The sequence below is a fragment of the Euzebya pacifica genome, from assembly GCF_003344865.1.
Classification (GTDB): domain Bacteria; phylum Actinomycetota; class Nitriliruptoria; order Euzebyales; family Euzebyaceae; genus Euzebya; species Euzebya pacifica.
On sequence record NZ_CP031165.1, the window covers coordinates 314019 to 332748 of the forward strand.

General features: G+C 68.2%; 11 protein-coding genes. 2 read left to right on the forward strand and 9 right to left on the reverse strand.

The features are described 5' to 3' along the window. Nucleotides 1–224 precede the first annotated feature (224 nt). The 3 genes from pglX to DVS28_RS01350 form a co-directional block, all read right to left on the reverse strand. Nucleotides 225–3746, reverse strand: a complete 3522-nt coding sequence (pglX, locus tag DVS28_RS01340) for a BREX-2 system adenine-specific DNA-methyltransferase PglX (RefSeq protein ID WP_114589850.1) — start codon at nucleotides 3744–3746, stop codon at nucleotides 225–227. Beyond that, nucleotides 3747–8063, reverse strand: coding sequence for a BREX system serine/threonine kinase PglW (gene pglW / locus DVS28_RS01345; protein WP_164709777.1), 4317 nt, complete (start codon nucleotides 8061–8063; stop codon nucleotides 3747–3749). Between the two features lie 70 nt (nucleotides 8064–8133). Beyond that, nucleotides 8134–8541, reverse strand: a complete 408-nt coding sequence (locus tag DVS28_RS01350) for a hypothetical protein (protein ID WP_114589852.1) — start codon at nucleotides 8539–8541, stop codon at nucleotides 8134–8136. A gap of 109 nt (nucleotides 8542–8650) precedes the next feature. Here DVS28_RS01350 and DVS28_RS28030 point away from each other — a divergent pair, with 109 nt between their 5' ends. Then, nucleotides 8651–8860 carry a hypothetical protein gene (locus tag DVS28_RS28030; protein ID WP_164709778.1) on the forward strand — a complete coding sequence of 70 codons (210 nt, stop codon included), beginning with the start codon at nucleotides 8651–8653 and terminating at the stop codon, nucleotides 8858–8860. 147 nt (nucleotides 8861–9007) lie between these two features. On the opposite strand, the gene DVS28_RS28035 is transcribed toward DVS28_RS28030, so the two are convergent. Further along, nucleotides 9008–9721 carry a helix-hairpin-helix domain-containing protein gene (locus DVS28_RS28035; protein ID WP_164709779.1) on the reverse strand — a complete coding sequence of 238 codons (714 nt, stop codon included), beginning with the start codon at nucleotides 9719–9721 and terminating at the stop codon, nucleotides 9008–9010. A 678-nt stretch (nucleotides 9722–10399) separates the two neighbouring features. Between DVS28_RS28035 and DVS28_RS28040 the strand changes: the two genes are divergently transcribed. After that, nucleotides 10400–10948 carry a hypothetical protein gene (locus DVS28_RS28040; protein WP_164709780.1) on the forward strand — a complete coding sequence of 183 codons (549 nt, stop codon included), beginning with the start codon at nucleotides 10400–10402 and terminating at the stop codon, nucleotides 10946–10948. On the opposite strand, the gene DVS28_RS01360 is transcribed toward DVS28_RS28040, so the two are convergent. From DVS28_RS01360 to DVS28_RS01380, 5 genes are all read right to left on the reverse strand, one after another. Further along, nucleotides 10926–11741, reverse strand: coding sequence for a protein phosphatase 2C domain-containing protein (locus tag DVS28_RS01360; RefSeq protein WP_114589854.1), 816 nt, complete (start codon nucleotides 11739–11741; stop codon nucleotides 10926–10928). The genes DVS28_RS28040 and DVS28_RS01360 overlap by 23 nt on opposite strands. Further along, nucleotides 11695–12369 carry a vWA domain-containing protein gene (locus DVS28_RS01365; protein WP_114593926.1) on the reverse strand — a complete coding sequence of 225 codons (675 nt, stop codon included), beginning with the start codon at nucleotides 12367–12369 and terminating at the stop codon, nucleotides 11695–11697. The genes DVS28_RS01360 and DVS28_RS01365 overlap by 47 nt, the downstream gene beginning before the upstream one ends. A 178-nt stretch (nucleotides 12370–12547) precedes the next feature. Further along, nucleotides 12548–15643 (reverse strand): AAA family ATPase, encoded by a 3096-nt coding sequence (locus tag DVS28_RS01370; RefSeq protein ID WP_164709782.1) that lies wholly within the window; start codon nucleotides 15641–15643, stop codon nucleotides 12548–12550. 4 nt (nucleotides 15644–15647) lie between these two features. Further along, nucleotides 15648–16895, reverse strand: coding sequence for a metallophosphoesterase family protein (locus DVS28_RS01375; RefSeq protein WP_114589856.1), 1248 nt, complete (start codon nucleotides 16893–16895; stop codon nucleotides 15648–15650). Then, nucleotides 16895–18727 (reverse strand): ATP-binding protein, encoded by a 1833-nt coding sequence (locus DVS28_RS01380; protein WP_114589857.1) that lies wholly within the window; start codon nucleotides 18725–18727, stop codon nucleotides 16895–16897. Before DVS28_RS01380 ends, DVS28_RS01375 begins: the two co-directional genes overlap by 1 nt. Nucleotides 18728–18730: the final 3 nt, after the last annotated feature.

An 18730-nucleotide genomic window follows, 5' to 3' on the forward strand; every position in this document is an offset into this window, starting at 1 on the left:
AGAGGGTTCTATTGGTCAGCGTTGCGGCAACTTCTGAGCCGGCTCGAGAAAGGACGCCTCCCGAGAACCATCCCCCGTAGAGCCTGACGGTCAAATGGGCCAGATCTGTTACCTCTCGAACGACGCAGTCGATAAGATCTGTGATTTCTATGCCAGCTTTGGCCCGGCTTGCGGCGTCCAAGTCGTAGTTGTCGTAGTCAACTAGGAGAACGGCCTGCCCTGGGTCACTCAGGTGCAGGGCCATGGCGCTCATGTTCTGAGTTGAAGAAGGACTCGTAGAAGTCGCCGAGGCGTTGGCCGTAGGTTTCGTCTAGGTCGTTGTGCCACTGCTTGAGCCAGGGGACGAGTTCGGCGAGGCCGGCGAGGAGGGGGCGGAGTTCGTCTGACTCGGCGGCTTCGGACTGGCGTTGGGTGTAGTGGGCTGCTAAGGCTTGGGCTTGTTCGAGGTGGTTCCAGCCGGCCCAGCCGATGACGGGGCTGGAGTCCTCGCCGATCCTGGTGTCGGGGTAGAGGATGAAGCGTTCCTTGGGGACGTCGAGCTTGCCTCTCAGCTTCCAGTAGTTGGTCTTGGCGAAGTCGCTGGACTTGTACTTGGGGGGCACGGGGATGGCGTCGAGGCCCTGGTGCTTCTTCTCCAGCGCCTTCTCGTCATCTGACAGGTCGTCGCGGGCGTCGATGACGTCCTCGGCGCGTTGGAGGTCCCACGTCTCCTCCCAGGCCTTGCGCTTCTTCAGCCCCGTTGCCTTGTAGCGCAGCTCGGACAGGTAGGGGACGGCTTCGTCGAGCACGAGCTTGCGGACCAGCTCGGCCAAGTCCACATCGACGGCGTCGGTGTAGAGCTGGGCGGCCTCCAGAAACTCGGCGTTTCCGCGGAAACGTTCGGCGAGGCGAGCCGTGGTTGTCAGCTCGGCGTCCCAGACGTCAGGCGATTCCAGCCGGTCGAGCAGCCACGAACGGAGGGCGTCCTTGGCGAGGTCCTCCCAAGAGTCCCAGTTCCAGCGGCGCTTGTACTCCGGCCGCTCCATGAGGTTGATCGCCCGGTCGGACTCGATCAGCGCGATCCGCCGCTCGACCAGCTCGCGGTACTCGGCTGGCCAGTGGGACGGGAGCTCGGTGATGGGCGTGGATCCGTGGCGCTCGAACCACGTCGGCTCCTTCTCGCCCGCCGCCACCTGGCGGGCGAGGATGATCTCGAACGCGCGCTCGCCCCTGTTGAGATCGGGGATGGAGTCGGGGTCGGCGGTTAGTGGGGCCTCGGTGATGCCGTAGTGGGCGTAGGTGGACCAGTCGAGCTCCTCCTGAAGCGCCACCATGCGGCGCCGAAGGTGTGCGACCCGCTGCTCGGACTGGTTGAGGGCCACCCGGGTTGGGGCTGCCTGCTGGATGAGGGTTTCGGGAAGGGCTGCGGCTAGCTGTTGGGACAGGATGTCGAGCTGTGTGGCCAGATCGGTCGGTGCGGTTCGCGGGATGGGGAACTGCTGGAGCTTGGTGCCGTCGAACTCGTACCGGTCGCCCCAAACGGTCTTGCTCAGCCGGGCGCCCTCTTGGCCAACCTTGTCGCCCCCCTTGGGGTAGAAGACCTGCTTCATCCAGAAGCAGGCGGTGGAGCTGTTGAGGAGGCCGAGAAGGCGGAGGTGGTCGGCCTCCGTGGCGGTCTCGGGGAGCTTGATGACCGGCGCCGAGTGCCGACAGATCGTCCCCGAGGGCAACAGCACAAAGTGATTGTGCGTTGCGACGAGGGGAAACGCGATGGTGTGGTCGCCGTTCCAGAGCTTGTCGCGTCGAAACTCACGCCACTCATACCAAGCGACGTCTGTTTCGGGAAGCGGGACGCCGAAGAGCTTGCGCGAAAGCAGTCGGTGCTTGAGGGGCCACAGTTGGCATTGAGACGTCCAGGGCAACTCGTTGAAGGGCACAAGCGCGGAGGGTCGAGATTCTTCGTACGGCCAGATCTGAGGGCTGGTCTCTGCAACGGCCCAGTCTCGGACGGCATCGCCAAGCAGGGTGGGTACGCCGGTGCTGGTCCGTGTGGCGAAGGCTGCGTCTTCACCGGTAATTCCGACAGACCCCACTTGTGCGCGCTGACCAAGCCGACTTGTGACGCCTTGGTTGATAGCCGCTAACACCGCGGGGGCCGCGCCACCTTGCAGGCTCCAAGGGTGTGTGCCATAGCTCTCCCGATTGGCATCTTCGCTGCTCGTGTACTCGTCCTCCCTGCCGGCGACCTCGATACTTCCGAGGATGGAGGTCCAGACCTCGCCGCGGGCCGGATCAGTGGGCTTGCCGGGCTCGCCGCGAATGCCCAAGACGGCGCGGACGGTGTTCAGCACGGGCGCCTGACGGCGGCCGAACAGGATCACCGTGGGGGTCCCGTGGCCAGGGATGTAGGCCCCTGACGTGTCGATGACGTGGGTGAGGTCCCGTTGGGGGAGCCACTCCTGGATCAGCTTCTTGCCGAACTCGCGCTTCATGAACGAGTTGGCGGTGATCATCCCTACGTAACCAGCCGGGCCATCCGACGAGGCGGCCGCGGCCAAGTCCCAGAAGCGCTCGGTGAAGGGGACGCCCAGGGAGTACTGGCGGTGACAGGTCTCATACATCCCGCGGTACGCCTTGTTGAGCGCCTTGTCCTTGACCGTGATGTACGGCGGGTTGCCGACGACCGCGTGATACCGGCCGGCTTCGAGGATGCGATCGGCCTCGTCGGCGTCCTCGGTGGCGTAGTGGTGTTGCTTCAGCCGGTCGATGACGTCGTCGCCGCCGAACAGCCTCTGCTCGGTCGTGCCGTGCAGCAGTGAGTCGCCCGTCGCGAGGTTGATCCGGAACGCGGGCGAGTCCGCGAGCCGGCCGATCCCGCTCGCCTTCAGCGCGGCAACCAGCAGGCGGAACCGCGCCACCGCCACCGCAAACGGGTTGAGGTCGACGCCGTGCACGCCGTCCAGGGCTCGCTGCGCCAGCTCACGGGCGTGGGTACCGGGCTCGCGCTGCTGCCACAGGTTGAACAACCGGTGGAAGGAACCGAGGAGGAAGTGGCCGGACCCGCAGGTGGGGTCGATCATCTTCAGCTCGTCCAGCCCGAACTCCTCGATCGCCGGGTCGAGGGTGCGGTCGAGGATGAAGGACTCGACGAACTCGGGGGTCTGCAGCAGCGCGTAGGTCTTCTTCGCGTGGTCCGACAGGTCCTGGTACAGGTCACCGAGGAAGCGGCTGTCCATCTCCGGGTCGGTGAAGTCGAAGGCCAGCTCGCCGGTGGACTCGTCCAGGTCCCACCAGACGTCCAGCAGCGACCTCGCCCCATCCGCCGACGGACCGACCTGCCAAAGCGGGTTTGTGTCGGCGAACAGCCCCGCCGTCGCCGGGAGGGCCTGGTAGCGGCGGAACACCTCCTCCAGCCACTCGCGGTCGCCCGCTTCGGGTCGGTCGGTCAGCCAGGCCAGCCGGAAGTCCTGGGCGATACGCCTGCGCTCGCCCGGGCCGGACAGCAGGGGGTCGTCGACCAGGCCGTTGTCCTCGCAGAACCGGACGAACACGCACCCCAGCACCCAGGCGACGGCGACCTGGTTGAGCAGGTCTTCCCGCCACTCCACGTAGGACCGGTCGGTGCGGCCGGCCGACTGGGCGCGGGCGTACTCACCGCGCACGTGATCGTGCACCTCCTCCACCTCATCAGTGCGGGTGGTCAGGTCCTCGACCAGCGTCGAGGTCAGCGCCTTCAGACGGGTGAGCAGGGCGGAACGGTCGATCATCTAGGCAGCGGCTCCTGTGCGGTCGAGCCAGGCGGTGGGCAGGTGGGTCCAGTGGGCGGGGGTGATGACGGGGACGGGGACGCCGTCGACGACCGGCTTGGCGGTCGGGTCGGCGCCGGGCACCACCAGCGCCAAACCGCGCAGCGCGTGGTCGCCGTCCTCGCGGGTCAGGCGCTCGCGCAGCCGGTCGACCAGGCCCATCTGCTCATACCGGCCAAGCAGGCCGATCCCGTCGGCGACCACGATCCCGTCGGTCGCCAGCAGGTCGGCCTCGACCCGGGCGGTCGCGTCCTCGGCCAGGCGGAGGAGGTACCTCCAGCCCTTGGAGGTCGGGTCGTTGTCGGCGTTCTCGAAGGCCGACCACTTGGCGCCCTTCTCCTGAGCCATCGCCCGCATGGTCGCCAGCAGCATGGCGTCAAGCCGGACGTGGGTGCCGCCGGTCGCGGTGGTCAGCCGGCGGATGGCGTCGTCCAGCGAGCGGTCCTTGACGGTGACGGTGACGAACCCGCCCTGGCGGACCAGCCGGTCGATGCGCTGGTCGAACACCTCGGTCGCGGCGTCCTTCGCCTCGACGCTGGCGTAGCTGGTGGACGGCCGGTGGCTGGTCATCGTCGACGGGTTCGTGCCGGCGGGGCAGTAGCGTCCCTCACCCCGATCATTGACCACCCAGGTCAGGCCGGCGTCGGCCGCGGCCAGCAGGGCATCGAGCTTCGGCCTCTCGGGCAGCGATGGGACGTCGGGGAAGCGGGTGGCGACGCGGCTTCGGAGCGCCTGCTCGGTCAGCCCGTTCCGGACCTGCAGCGAGACCCGCAGCAGCCGGACGGCGTCCACGGTCGAGAGGTCCCGCGGGTACAGCTCCAGCCGGCTGGACAGCGCGGCGGTGGCGGAGGCCTCGGCGGCCAGTCGGAGCAGGCGGGCGTCGGTGAGGGCGGCCGTCCCCTCCTCCACCTCGATCTCGCGGAGCCGGGTCACGGCCTGCTCGCGGGTGGGCAGGGGCGGCAGGTCGCCGGTCCCGCTCTTTTCGGTTTCGCCCTCTACGGCTGATGCCTCCAGCAGCGGGGCGACGATCGTGTCGGCCTCCTCGCCCAGCAGCTCGGCGTAGGCGAAGCGGGTGTCGGCGCTGACGCCCTCTCCGCCCTCACCCGCTTGCTCCAGGGCGACCAGCAGGCCGTCGCCGGCGCGGCGGAACCGCATGCGGGGGGACTCCAGCTGCTGCTCGGCTTCCAGCGCCGCCCGGACGACGGCGCGGGCCCGGACCGAGCGGAGCGGCTCGTCGGCGGTCGAGCCGCGCAGGGTCAGCAGGGCGGCGGCAAGCTCGTTGCCGCTGGCCACCCCGCCGCGGCTGTCCAGCGCCTCTACCAGGGCGGTGCGGACGGCGGTCAGCTCGGGCACTCGCTTGACCCAGCGGGCGCGGGAGGACACCAGCGCCGCGGCGACGGCGGCACGGTCCAGGCCGGTCCGCTCGGCCACGACGGCCTGCGAGGGCCAGCGATCGGTGTCGTGCCCCTCCCCCGGGGTTTGGGTACTGAGCGCCAGCAGCTCGCGGATGACCGTCTGAACGTCGGCGTCGGTGCGGGCCGACGGCAGGATCGCCTCGACCACGCGGTCGACACGAGCGGTCTGGGCGGACTCATCGCCCCTTACGGTGTGATCGGCGAGGGCGCTGGAGGGGGAGGCGGCGGCGTCCAGGTGGGCCGACAGCCGCTTGGCCAGCTTGACGATCTCCTTGCGGACCGTCGCGCCGACGCTGGACATGCGGGTCAGCTCGGCGGGGGGGATGACCGCCAGGTCGGTGACGGTCTCCACGCCCTGCCGGTCCAGGGCGCTGGTGACCCGCGGGGACAGGCCGAGCTCGGCGATGGTGGTGGTCTCGGTGACGGCGGACAGGTCGACCTCGGCGGCGGGCAGGCCAGGGCGGGTCGTGGCGGTGTCGTCGTCGGTGGTGCGGGTGGCGGGGGCGTCGAGGGCGGCGAAGACCCGCTGCCAGGCGGCCAGCATGTCGGCGGCGGTGTCGAACCGGCTGTCGGCGTCGCGGTGCAGGGCGGTGGACAGGAAGGCGGCGAGGGGCTGGCGGACGGCGGCGTCCATCACCTCGGTGGCCAGGGTCGGGGTGCGGACGTCTTCGCCGAGTAAGGAAGGGTCTGTGGTGCCGTCGCCCCAGGCGGGCCTCGTGCCCGTGGCCAGCTCGTGGAGGGTGACGGCGGCGGCGTACCGCTCGGCCTGGGCGTCCCACCGCTTGGTCGGCCGCTCGGGCAGGAACGGGTCGACGTAGCCGGGGGTGCCGGCGCGCAGGTCCTCCGGGTTGGCTCGCGAGAGGGAGAAATCGAAGAGGATCAGGTGCTTCTCGTGGTTGCGGCCGCGCTCGGTGAGCCCGGCATTGTCGGGCTTGATGTCGCGGTGGGCCAGCCCGTCGTCCTCCAGTGCCGTGACGGCCTCGAGCAGGTCGGTGCCCCAGCGCTGCAGGAGGTCAAGGCCCGGGGTGCCCTCCTTGGCGAGGAAAGCGGCGAGGGTCTGCTCGGCGGCCTCCATGCGCAGGACGGTGCGGCCGGCGATCTCGGTGAGGCCGTGGACGGTGACGATGCGGCGGCGGTCCTTGACGGCGCTGGCAACCTCGAACTCGTCACGCAGGCGGTTGGCGGCGTCGGCGTCGCGGGCGACCTTGAGGACCTCGTGCCGGCCGTCGTCGGTGCGGGCGAGGAGGACCACGGCGGTGGAGCCGGCGCCGAAACGCTTGACGACGGTCCAGGTGTCGTCCAGCAGGTCACCGGGCTTGGCGTCGAGGGGGTCGACGGTGTCGGCTGCGGTCAGCTGCTCCTCGGCGTGGGAGAGCTCGTCGAGGAACTCCGCGACCGTGACCAGCCGCATGGCGGGCTCGGCGTTGGTGGAGAACGGGATGAGGGTCTCGTCGAGGATCGCGGCCAGGCCGGGGTCGGCGACGGCGGCGAGGGTCAGGTAGCCGGGGTCGCGCAGCTGGGCCTGCTTAGCGGCCAGGTCGGCGGCGGGGGGCTGGCCGGTGAGGATGAGGATGGCGAGGGCGCCGAGGGAGAAGATGTCGGCGGTGCGCGGGTCGGCGTCCGGGAGGGCCAGGACCTCGGGGGCGAGGTAGAGGTGCTCGTCACGGCTGACGTGCTCGCCGACGTGGCGGGTGCCGGTTTGTTGTTGGTTGGTGGCCGTGGTGGTTGTGGCGGTGCCGGTGGCTGAGTGGAGGCGTGCGGCGGTCTGCCAGTCGCGGATCTTGAGGCGTGGTCGGTCGGGGGTGCCAGCGACGACGATCGAGCGGGGGGAGAGGGCGCGGTGGTACAGGCCGTGGCTGTGGGCGCTGCGGAGGCCCTCGGCGAGAAGGCGGACCAGGTCGAGCCGTTCGGCCAGCCCGAGGGAGTCGGCGTGCTCGGCCAGCCAGTGGTCCAGCCGGGTGGCGTTTGGGTCGTAGGGGAAGACGACGGCCGGGCCGGACTGGGCGGCGACGAGGTCGCTGGGTCGGTCGATGGCGGGGTGGTCGACGCCCTGGAGGAGGGTGACCTCGCGCTTGGCGGAGGTGATGAAGGCGGCGCGCTCCTCATCGGACGTGGCCTTGGTCAGCGGGTAGAGGCGGATCCGCTGGTGGGTGTCGGGGAGGTTGGGGTGGGCGGCCTTGAAGTCCTGCCAGTCCTCCCCCTCGTCCAAGAGCTCGCCGAGGGTGAAGTGGCCGACCTTGCGGGCTTGGGCCGAGCGGCGGATGCCCGCCTGCTCCATGGCCTTGGCGACCATGGCCGAGGTGGGCCGGTCGACCTGCTTGCCGTAGCGGGGGTCGAGCTTGGTGAGGTGGGCCATGAGGCCGTCGAGGGTGCTGGGTCTGTGTGGGTAGTCAGCCTCGTCGAGGCCGAAGACGTGGTGGCGGCCGTCGGGGGAGAGCTTGCAGGTCAGGTTCTCGGCGTGGAGGAAGACCGCGGACTCGAGGTAGGGGAACCGGCCTTTGTGGGCCCTGGCGGCGCGGGTGTTCTCGAGCTGGGACTTGAGCTTCTTGGCCTTGAGGTTGGCCAGGTGGAGCGGGTTGTCCAGCGGCTTGGGGCGGGTGTGCTTCGGGCTGGTCCAGCGCCACTGGCCGGCGTCACCCTCGATCAGGCCTGGGTAGCCCTTGAGCTCGATCAGGACCATGCGTGCCGGGGTGATGACCAGCAGGTCGACCTCGTTGAGGCCCCCGCGGGAGTCGGTGAAGGTGAAGTTCGACCAGGCGCGGTAGGGCTCGGGCTCGGGCAGGCGCTTCTTGACGTAGTCGAGGCCCTGCCGCTCGTGCGGAAACTCCGATGGCGTCACCTCGACCCACACGAAAATGCCCACCCTTCCTCGGTCTTCACATTGCTCCCCGGCGCGGGATCCTAGCAGAGTGCGTCTGGCGCACGGAGCCCGGTCAGCGGTCGACGAGTTGCGCGTCTTCGGGCTGGTCGCCGTGCTCCTCGCTGGTCGCGAGCGTGGCGTCGTGCGTGCCGGTGTCCCGGTCGGGGGTCGGGACTGCAGCGACGGGAGTCGCGTGCGTGGGGTTGGTGCCTCGCAGGTTGGTCAGCGTGCCGAGGCCGAGGATGAGGACGGCGGCTGCGAGCAGGACCGTCGGGCGGTGGTCCACCGTCGAGGCCTCGATCGCCAGCAGGTCCCTCATCGTCCACGCGGCGACCACCGACTGCTGAGGTGCGCCCTCGGCACGGTCGTTGTTGAGCTCTCCCAAGAGCAGCGCCTCGGCGACGTCCTCTGCGGGCTGCGGGGTGAGCGTCAGCGTCAGCGCAACCGCCAGACCCATCACGGCAATGATCAGCGTCTTCATCAGTACAGTTCCTCCATCGCGAAGTGGTTTCGCGAAACCGTACGAACCGCCTCTCGTCGCATCTGACGGATCTCGGGCTGCGCGGGGCACATGGCGTGGAGGACTTGGGATGAGCGGAGCAGACCGGCGAGCCGAGGAGCAGGGCTACTACCAGGTGGATGCGGCCCCTGCGCGAACCAGGCCGGCGCAGGCGCTCGAAGTTCCCCTCTCGGAGGTCTGCGCGGGCAAGGGCCACAAGCCCTCGGCGACCGAAGGAATGAAGACGTGTGCGTGCGGCGAGCGGACCTACGAACCCGACCCGCCGACAGGTCTCTTCTAGGACGCGTCGCTCGCGCGAGCCGTCAACAAGCCGACAGTTCAGCGGCGTCGTGAGCCTTATCGGCGGTTGCTCGCAGGACTCTGGGTCGTGGACAGAGCGCGACATGGCGATGGCAGCCCCACACACGGATAGGCGCAGCCGGGGGTTCTACGGGCGCATCCCGAGAGCGTTGAGAGCGGCCTCGGCTTGCTGCAGTTCCATCGCGGCTTCCTGCATACGCATCGCGACCTCCGCTGCTTCGGCTTCTGCCAACTGTCGCTTTTGCGGCAAGGCGCCGGCCGCACGCTGCGCCTCGCCCATGATCCGTGTCCGTTCCTTTGCCAACTCTGCATCGATCCGTGCGACAGCTGTCGGATCGAGAGGGGCGTTGGGCCGGAAGACGAAGCGCCTTTCCACACTGTCTCTCCAGGCCAAGAGGTTGTCGGCAGTCTTGGGCCCGATCCCCGGGACCGCCATGACACGGTGTCGAGTGATGTCATACGCGCTCTCGATCCCGTAGCTGGCCAGGGCCGAAGTCCGACTGGAGCCGATGCCGCTGATCGAAGCACGCATGATGAGTGTCGACTTCAGGTGGTTGTCCCTTTGGGTCCGCTCCTCGTTCGTGCGCAGTGCTCGTAGCTTGGCGTCCCGCTCCGCAGGCAAGGCGTCGACGGCGTCCTTCAAGCCCTGCAGGTCACGGATCGCCTTGGCATAGACGTTGTCATGGCTGAACGACCGCGAGAGTGATTCGGCCTTCTCGAGCCCCTTCTTCGCAGATGCGTACGCGCGTCGAAGCTGGAATCTTCGGCCGCTCTTCGTGGTGGCCAACAAGAGGCAAACGACCGCTCCCGCGAAGGGAACCGCCGCGAGCGTGGGGTCCACGACAAGGGCTGGAACGGTAGCCCCTATCAGGCACCAAAAGAGAACCCATACAGTCGACGCGGATGACGTTGGTGCCGCCGCGGGGAGGGCTGCTTGCGCGACAGGCATCGGAGGGGGGTGAATGGTCTGGACGTTGACCAAGGGCTGCCAAACATCGGGGGAGCTTGACCAAGACGCGGCGACGCGGGGAGGTGCTACGTCGCCGAACAACTGCAATCCGGACGCGGACTCGAAGGAACACCAAGGACAAGACTGGAGACTCGAGGCGAAGTGGTGACTCCGGTTGACGCCGCAATTGACGAGACTACGCTCAAGCGTTGCGAGAGCTGAGATCCACTGCGTACTGCTGGGTCGAGTACCAGATCGGCCGAAGGCGTTCTCGAAGAGCTGAGCGACAGGTGGCGAAAGCGAAGCGAGCGGAAGTGCACTGGGGGGAGGCTTCACGCCGAGCCGATGTGCCTGGTCTCCATAGGCGAAGCGGCCCTGCTTGATCGACTCCTCCAAGGACAGGTCCCTTTGGTCCAGTTGCACTCCGGCGTATGGATGGCGCCCCTGCATGAGTAGCTGGAAGAGCAGCACGGCAAGACCGAAATCGTCGTGTTGCGTGGTTCGTTCAGTCCGTGAAAGGTCGCGTCCCTGCAACTCCGGTGGGGTGAACATCGGGACGCCGACGCGGCAGTGCAGAAGCTGGCCGTTATGCCTCAGCTGGAAGCTGTCAGTGTCAATCAGCTGGACGGTAGCTTGCGGGGAAACAAGAACGGACCCATGGTTAACGTCGCCCACGACAGCCCCGATGGCGTGCACGGCACTGAAGGCGCGGGCCATGTTCGTTCCGGCTCGGACAAGGAACCGCCAGTCCGCGCTCGGGAAGGCTTGCCTGCGGCTGCTGGGGCCGTAGAGATGGTGGATATCGTGGTAACCCTCGAGCAAGGGCATCAGGATCCCCACAGGAAGCCGCTCGCCGTTGTACAGGAGGGACTGAGGGAAGGCTGCCAACTTCCTGACGGACTCGTCGGTTACGCCAATCAGCGCGGTGACCTTCTGAACGCGCTGTGGGCTCATCGGCTGATGGAAGACCTTGGCCGCTTGGTAGCTGCTTGCGGACAGTCGGTAGACAGTCCCCTCACCGCCCCGCCCGATACGGTCGCCCAATGGGACGACCTGGCCGTTCGCGCCGTAAACGACAACCATGATCCGAACGAGGTCAGCGCCTGCTGGCCAGAATGAGCGTGATGTCGTCCGATGTCCGGGCCGACACGATTGATGACCCGAGGTAGGCGGCCAAGGAAGCCGACAGATCCTCGTACAGGCCCGCCTCGCTTCGATGTCGGATCGGCGGCATCATCTTCTCGAACCACACGTCTTGCACGGCTCGTTCGGCCATTCGTAAAACGAGGTGCTGGAGTCCATCGCTGAATACGGCGATCTCGTCGACCACATGATCGGTGGTATCGAACTGGAACTCCTGTAGGTCCACCTGATGAGTGACGAACGTTGTGGTATTTGCATATTCGCCCTGATGCGGCCAGTGGATCCACGCCCAAATCCCCTCTTCGTCAGCAGGAGTGACCATTGCCCCATCCCCGACTTGGAAGAACGCGGCACCGGATGGACCGACTACCGTCGCGACGAGAGTGCTCGCTAGATCACGCACTCCAACTGCGAGCTCCTCGGCCAGCCTTACTGCAGCCTCGTGTACGGCTGTCGCGATCACCAAGCCGGTCTCTCGGGGCCACAACGCCGGGTCACTCTGGGACTGAAGGAGCTCCCGCGCTACTTTCGCGAAGCTTCGACAAGCCTCTTCGGCCCCGGCATCGCTGTGACTGGCGCTACCGGCCCCGTCAGCCACAGCGGCAATCAAGATTTCTCCATCAGCGCCCTCGTCGACCTCGCAAAGATGAGCGTCCTGGCACGGGAGATCATTGCGGACGTGGTCGCTCCCGATTGCCGACGCGACCGCAAACCCCCACCGATTAGACAATAGCCCAGCCGTCCGGAGTGGCAGGATTGACCAAGGCAATCTCGTCTGTTGGCTGGGACCGTGAGACGCTGCTCATGGAGTTGGAGAGCCACGAGAACAACTCCTGGAACTGCAGTCCCTTCAACTTCAGCGGGGTTCGAGTGGCGATCTGGCCCAGTTTGCTCATGTCCGCACCCTCGACCCCCACGGCGAAGAACGATAGGGAGCGGCTCTTCTCGGCTGCTTGGACCCGCGTCGCAGCGCTCTTCCAAGAGTCCGTCGGCGATCCATCGGTGATGAGGAAGACCCACGGTCGGTAGTAGGAGATCCCTTGGGATCGATATACGCTCTTGCGGGCATCGACCATGTCGAGCCCCCAAGTGATTGCTTCCCCCATCGGTGTGGCCCCTGAAGCCCGAAGACGTGGCGGGGTGAAGAAGTCCGGCGTGGTGAACTCAGACTCCACCATCACCGGACCGAATGACACGACGGCGACCTCGACGCGCTTGGCAGCCATGGAGTCCGCCATCAACTCGCTCTTGAAGCCAAGAAGCCCTTCGTTGAGTTGGTTGATCGGATCGCCCTGCATCGAACCGGACGTGTCCAAGAGCAGGAGGCAGGGGCAGCGTGGTTCCGGATTCTCCGCGAACTCGGCTGCGTGGAATGGTTCCTGTTCGAACTCGTTCATACTCATCGCTCCTTGGACTCTGGCCCACGGCATCCCCATGCCTGTTGGCCGACGACGTGCTGCACACGATGTAAACCTGCCCCGACGGTGCAGGGAAGGCTAGCGTGTCTGCCTGATTCCAGTTCGAGAGCGGCCACTACCGACCTCCCATGGCAGAACCCCAGTGATGTCGGACCTGTCAGTCCAACAGACCCGCGACTGCGGCCATTGCGCCTGGCTCACCGGTGGCGTCCATCTCGGCGAGTGCCGCGCGTTCGTTGGGGGCCAGCCAGCGGGCTTGGCTTCCGCGGGAGCCGTGGGTGACGGCCAGGACGTGGTTGACCTGCTCGGCGACTGCCCGGACGTGGGAGATGACGGCGACCATGCGGCCGCGGGCGGCGACTTGGGACAGTGCTTCCACGGCCGAGTCGAGGTTGCCCCGGTCAAGGGCGCCAAAGCCCTCGTCCAGCCACAGCGACTCCAAATGGCCGCCGGACCGGGCCATCATCTCGACCATCCCAAGCGCTAGGGACAGCGACGCCACGAAGGTCTCACCGCCAGAGAGGCTCGCCGGCGACCGGGGGAGCCCCGAGTCATTGTCGATGACCTTCCAAGGGTCGTCCGGGCTCACCACCTCTGCGAAGCTGTAGCGACCGGCCGTCATCTCTTCCAGCAGCACCGAGGCGTGCAGCAACAGGTCGTGGGACCTGCGCATCGTCAGCCACTTCGGGAACGCCCCCGGGTTCAGCGCGGCCGACAGATCTTCCAGGACCAACCGCTGCTCCTCCAGTCCAGCCGACGCCTCGCGGAGTTGCCGGATCGGCTCGACCCGGGCCTCGAACGCCTCGGCTTCGTGTTGGGCGATACCGGCCTTGACCTCCGCGTCCTTCTGACGTCGTTCCAGCTCGGCCACCAGTTCCACGTCCCCGCTGGTCCCGATGGCCTGGCCGACCTCGTCCAATACCGCTCGCGCCACGATCAGGGCCTCGGTCGACTCGTTCAGTCGTGTCACCGCCACCTCGGCCAACCGAGCAGTTCCGGAGTGGAACGCGGCCACCACCGCCGGCGCCGAATCGGCGGTCACGCCGACCAGGCTGGGCACCTCCACCCCATCCACGCCCAGCGACGCTTGCAGCCGCTCGAGCTGCTGCCGCTCGCCATCCAGCTTCCGGACGAGGCCCTCCAGCGGCTCCGTCAGCTCACGGCATCGCCGCTGGTCCAGAGCCGTCCGCTCCTTCTCCAGCTCAGCGAGCTTGGCCTGCAGCCGCAGCCGGGCCGCGGACCGCTCCGCCAGCACAGACTCGCGCTCGGTCAGCTGGGCGGCCGCCTCGTCCAGCCCGGCCATCTGGGTTGTCGCACCGGGGCTTCCGTGCTGGACGAGGATCTCGAGTGCTGGGGGAATCAGCCCGACCGCCTCCTCGCACTCCTTCCTCGCCCGAGTCAACGCGGCTGCCGCGCGGGCCTCCGCTGCCACGGCCGCCTGATTGTTCGCAGTAGCTATCGTGGCCGCGGTTCTGGCTGCCTGAGTTGCCTCCGCCAACTCGCGTCCGGCCGCGTCGTGGGACGTCAACGCCGCGCGAGCAACCTCGGCCTTCTCCCTCAGACCGGTGAGTAGCTCCTCGTCGGACCGGGTCACGTCAACCGGCCCGAGAACCGCGACTAACGCCGACTCCGCCGTGCCGACGGCGGCGGTGCGTTGTTCCACCGCCTTGGTGGCCGACTCCAACTGGGCTTCACCCGACTCGAGAGTGGCGGTCGCCTTGGTCAGTGCGGCGTCGGCCTCCCGCTCCGCCGACACCGCCTTTCGCGCCGCTGCGGCGATCGCGTCATGAGCAGAGTCCCCCGGAGCTGACCAGCCGTCAGGCAACGGGCGGTGGCAGACGGTGCAGTCGTCGCCAACCGACAGGCCTGCCGCGGCGGCGATAGCGGCGTGTTCGCGGTCCGCCGACTCCTTGGCTGACTGGGCCCGTGTGGCTTCTTCGTGCGCGGCTTTGGCCGCCGCGTCCGCCGCGTCAACGGCGGACCGAAGCCCGGCAAGCCCATCCTGCAACCGGGCCGCCGAGGCTTCGGCCGACTCCTGCTCCGCCAGCGCGGAACGCCACGCGCCCAGCCGCTGCTCGGCGGCGTGCACGGACGCTTGAGCTTCCTCCACCGCGGTGGTCAGTGCCGCGCGGCCAGCTTCGTGCTGCTCCTGCTGCTCCTTCGCCGCCGCGACTCGCTCGTCGGCATCCGCGGCCTCGTTGCCCAGCCGGTCGATCTCGGCGCGGGCCTCAACCAGCGCCGAGCCCGCCTCGTCCACGTCAGCTGCCAGCCTGGGCAGCCGGGCGAGAACCCCTTGGGCCGTCGTCACCTCGGCCACCGACATCCCGTCGTCATCGGCAGGGACCGCCGCGAGTTCTTCCCGAGCGGACGCGGTCACGGTCGCCTGTGCGGCCTCCGCCTCTGCCAGCTCCTTGGCAACCGCGGACAGTCCGTTGGCCGACGTGGCGAGGCTGTTATCAACGAGCAGCAGCCGCCGGGCGTTCTCAGCCGCCGTGTTCTTGGCCGACGCCTCCTCCACCGCGGCTACTGCGTCCTTGGCCCGTGCGGTCGTACTCGCGGCCGAGCCGGCGACACTCGTCAGCCGCTCGACGTCCTCGCGCAACGCGGTCAGGTGCGCGGCGGGGTCCTGCGGGGCGTCGGCCAGCGCCTGCTCGACCCGGCTAGCGGTCGGCACGATGTCCCGGAGCGTTTCGTCGGCGGCGGCCTTGATGTCGGCAAGCCCCTCGACGCCCCAGACCTGCTCGAGGATCGAAGCCCGAACCCGTGGGTCGTCGGCCACCAGCAGCTGGGCGAACTGGCCCTGCGGCAGGACCACGGTTCGTTTGAAGGCTTCGTAGTTGAGGCCGATGAGCTCTTGCACCCGGTCGTTGACCGCCCGAACCTTGTCGACGCCGTCGACCTCCTTGAGCGCCCCGTCCCCCTTCTCCTCCAACCGCACCAGCTCGGCCTGCGCGGCGCCGACCGTCCGGTCGTCGCGGCGGCGCAGGGTCCGGGTCGCCCGCCACGTCTGGCCGCGCACACTGAACGTCAACACAACCCGGGTCGCCGTCGACGTGTCGTGCATCAACTCCTGGTTGGGTTGACCGGACCACGAGGTGTTGCCGTACAGGGCCCAGCCCATGGCCTCCAGCAGCGAGGACTTCCCCGCCCCGGTATCCCCGATGATCGCCAGATAGTCCCGGCCGGTGAAGTCGATCGTCTCCGACGCGCGGAAGGACCGCAGCCCCTCCACCGTCAACGTCAGCGGTCGCATGCCCCTAGCCCTCTTCCCCGTCGGTGCTGAACGCCTTGAGCGCGGTGTCGGCGGCAGTGACCAACTCGGAAGTGCCGAACCCCGCGGTTCGCTCGACCCCGTCGCCCATCGCTCGGCTGAACGCGGCGACCACCGCGGCGTCGGGGGCGTTGCGCTTGCGGGCGTTGCCGGAGGACCGCCACTCGGCGAACAGGTCCTCGATCGGCGGCGCGTCCCCGGCCTCTTCTGTGGCGGTGATGGCCTTGACCGGCTGGTTGGCGACCACGTTGGCCAGGTCGAAGATGTCACAGTCGGGCGCCCAGGCGGCGACCAGGTCAGCCAGGTCGGCGATCGGGTCCGCTGACTGGACCCGGGCCTTGAGCAAGGTCCCGTCGAGCTTGCCGGCCGCGGCATCGGCCTCCAGTTGCTCCAGCGACCCCTCGAACTGGTGCAGCGGACGACCGCCGGGCAGTGGCCGCTCCGTCACCCGCACGTCATCGCCCAGCTCGACGATCACGGCGTGCTTTCCCTGAGTCCGTTCACCGAAATCGATCGGCACCAGCGACCCTGCGTACCGGCCGGCCACAAGTCCTCCGGGTAGCAGCTGCGGGTCGTGGATGTGCCCGAACGCGGAGTACATGGCTGCGCCGAGCGACTCGACGGTCGTGGTGTAGTCCTCGCCGACCGTGATGACCTTCTCCGACTTGCCGGGTCGCGCACCGGCGACGTGCAGGTGGGCGGTGTAGGTCACGATCCCCCTGTTGCCCGCGATCTGCTGGGCTTGTGCGAGCAGGTGAGTGTTGAGGCTGCGGACCCCATCGGCGTAGTTGCCCTCCAGCTTGGCCAGGTCGGCGATCGACAGGCTGCTGATCAGGCTCGGCGGGATGAAGGGGACGGCGGTCAGGGCGAACCCGTCGCCGAGCTGCGGGATCTCCAGCACCTCCGGCGAATCGATGAACCACAGGCGGCGGGGGTGGGCGATGCCGGCCATGTCGTGCAGCACGCGGAACAGCGCCAGCGAGTCGTGGTTTCCGGCGATCACGACGGTCGGGGCGACCGCCGACAGCCGGGCGAGGGCGCGAACGCCGAGGCGCATCGGCTCGTACGGCGGCCGGGACGAGTCGAAAAGGTCGCCGGAGTGGACGATCAGGTCTGGCTTCTCCTCCTGCGCGATATCGATCAGCGCCTTCATGGCGAGCGATTGGTCAGGGGTGCGGTCGTTGCGCCCGAGGCGAAGGCCCAGGTGCCAGTCGGAGGTGTGCAGCAGCTTCACTAGAACGGCATCCCGTCGTCGGAGTCGGGCTGGGCCTGCCCGGCGAGCTTCTCGATGATGTCGGTGGCCACCGTCGCGGTGCCGGCGTCCTTGGCCTCGTCAGGATTGGTGGCATACGGCGGCCACGGGAACCGGATGGGGACCGGCTCGGGCACGACCGGCTGGGCGACGACCATCGTCCCGGGCATGAACCGGGTGGCGCGCTCACGCAGGGTCGGAGAGAGGAACTTGTAGGCGTCGGACTCGCCCGCGTCGAGGCGGCCCGCCACCTTCAGCGCGGCGTTGCGCGGCAGCGCCGGGTTGACCGCTGAGGCGGCCTGCTGGGCGCCGATCAGCAAGACGCCGAGGGAGCGACCACGCTCGGCGATATCCACCAGCAGCTCCTTCAGCGGGCTGAACCCCTGCCGTGGGGCGTACTTGTTGAGCTCGTCGAGGACGACGAACCGGAGAGGAAGCCGGCCGACGCCCTGCTTGTCGGCCCACACCTTGTCCAGCAGCGCACCGACGACGAACCGTTGGGCGTCGTCGTGGAGGCGGGAGATGTCAACGACGTGGATCCGCCCGTTCTCCAGGTCGACAGGGGTGACACCGGTGGAGACGAGCCGGCCGATCCGGCGTCGGAGCTTGGCCAACCGCCGGATGAACGCGCCCCGCGTGCCCATCGCCGAACGGCCGAACCACTCGTTCTGGGTTTCTTCGTCGGCGTCGGACATCGCGACCAGGTGGTCGATCAGGTGCTCGAAGCTGCGGATGATGGTGCCCGCGGACCCGGGTGCTTGGTCGGGTTCGCGGCCAGCCAGGCGGTCGGGGTTGTAGCCGGCGTCGGCGGGGGAGTGCTTGAGCAGGACGACGGCGCCCGTCGTGTCGTTCTGCAGTCGGCGCACTCGGCGAAGCAGTTCGATGCGGACGTGCTGTTCAACGAGGCCGACCTGGGTGTTGCGCTCGTCCTCGGCGGTGAAGCAGAACTGCAGCAGCTGCTGGCGGATGAAGTCCTCGGGCGTCCAGCCGTAGGGGTGGACCTCGTTGCGGTTGCGGCTGTGGATGTCGGCGATCACGCTGCCGGACTGCGACTCCAGTCGAGGTGCGTACAGGCTGACGGACTGGAAGGGGGCGGGGTCGTCGGTACCGAGCGTGGCCCACTGGTCCGGGGCGTCCGGGTGCTCGTCCCAGCGGCTGTTGGCCCGGTCGATGTGGAGGAGGTCCTCGCCCTTGGTGTTGAACACCAGCGCCCGTGTGCGGTTCCGCTCCGTTCGTCCGCCGAGCAGGTCGATGCCGGCATCGGTTTCGAGCAGCTGGTAGAGGAGGAACAGGGCATAGGAGGTCTTCGTGGCGACGCCCGAGACCCCGGAGATGGAGACGTGACCGCCAGCGCGTCCGTCGACGAACCGCATGTCGGCGTGGACAGGCCGACCCCCCATGTCCAAGCCGATCGGCAGCTTGGCGTCCATCTGGTCCTCGAACAACGCGAGCGCGCGAAGGTCGCCGTCCGATCGGTGGACTGCAGAGCCGGCGTTGGGTGCGACGAAGGTCTCGGGGAAGACCCGAAGGAGCGTGACCTCGGCACGGCGAACGTGCTCGGCTGGGAGGATCCGGTCCGCGACGCGGGCGGTGTCGGAGGGAAGGTCTGCGCCTTCCAGCCGGCTGAAGAGCTCGGTGACGATCCCGAAGTGGACGACCTCTTGTCCGCCCGGGAGGGTCGTCGGGATCGCGAGAAGTTCGTCGAGCTGAACCAACGCGTCGTCTTCGAGGACGACATGGATACGACGCGACGAGCTTTCTTGTGAGCCGTCGACGAGGCCGATGGGCGGGGTGGTGGGCTGCGGGATGTCCATGAG

Coding starts and splice junctions, on each gene's coding strand:
- pglX (WP_114589850.1), bottom strand. CDS start 3,746: ATGATCGACCGTTCCGCCCTGCTCACCCGTCTGAAGGCGCTGACCTCG.
- DVS28_RS01350 (WP_114589852.1), bottom strand. CDS start 8,541: ATGAAGACGCTGATCATTGCCGTGATGGGTCTGGCGGTTGCGCTGACG.
- DVS28_RS28030 (WP_164709778.1), top strand. CDS start 8,651: ATGAGCGGAGCAGACCGGCGAGCCGAGGAGCAGGGCTACTACCAGGTG.
- DVS28_RS01365 (WP_114593926.1), bottom strand. CDS start 12,369: ATGAACGAGTTCGAACAGGAACCATTCCACGCAGCCGAGTTCGCGGAG.
- DVS28_RS01370 (WP_164709782.1), bottom strand. CDS start 15,643: ATGCGACCGCTGACGTTGACGGTGGAGGGGCTGCGGTCCTTCCGCGCG.
- DVS28_RS01380 (WP_114589857.1), bottom strand. CDS start 18,727: ATGGACATCCCGCAGCCCACCACCCCGCCCATCGGCCTCGTCGACGGC.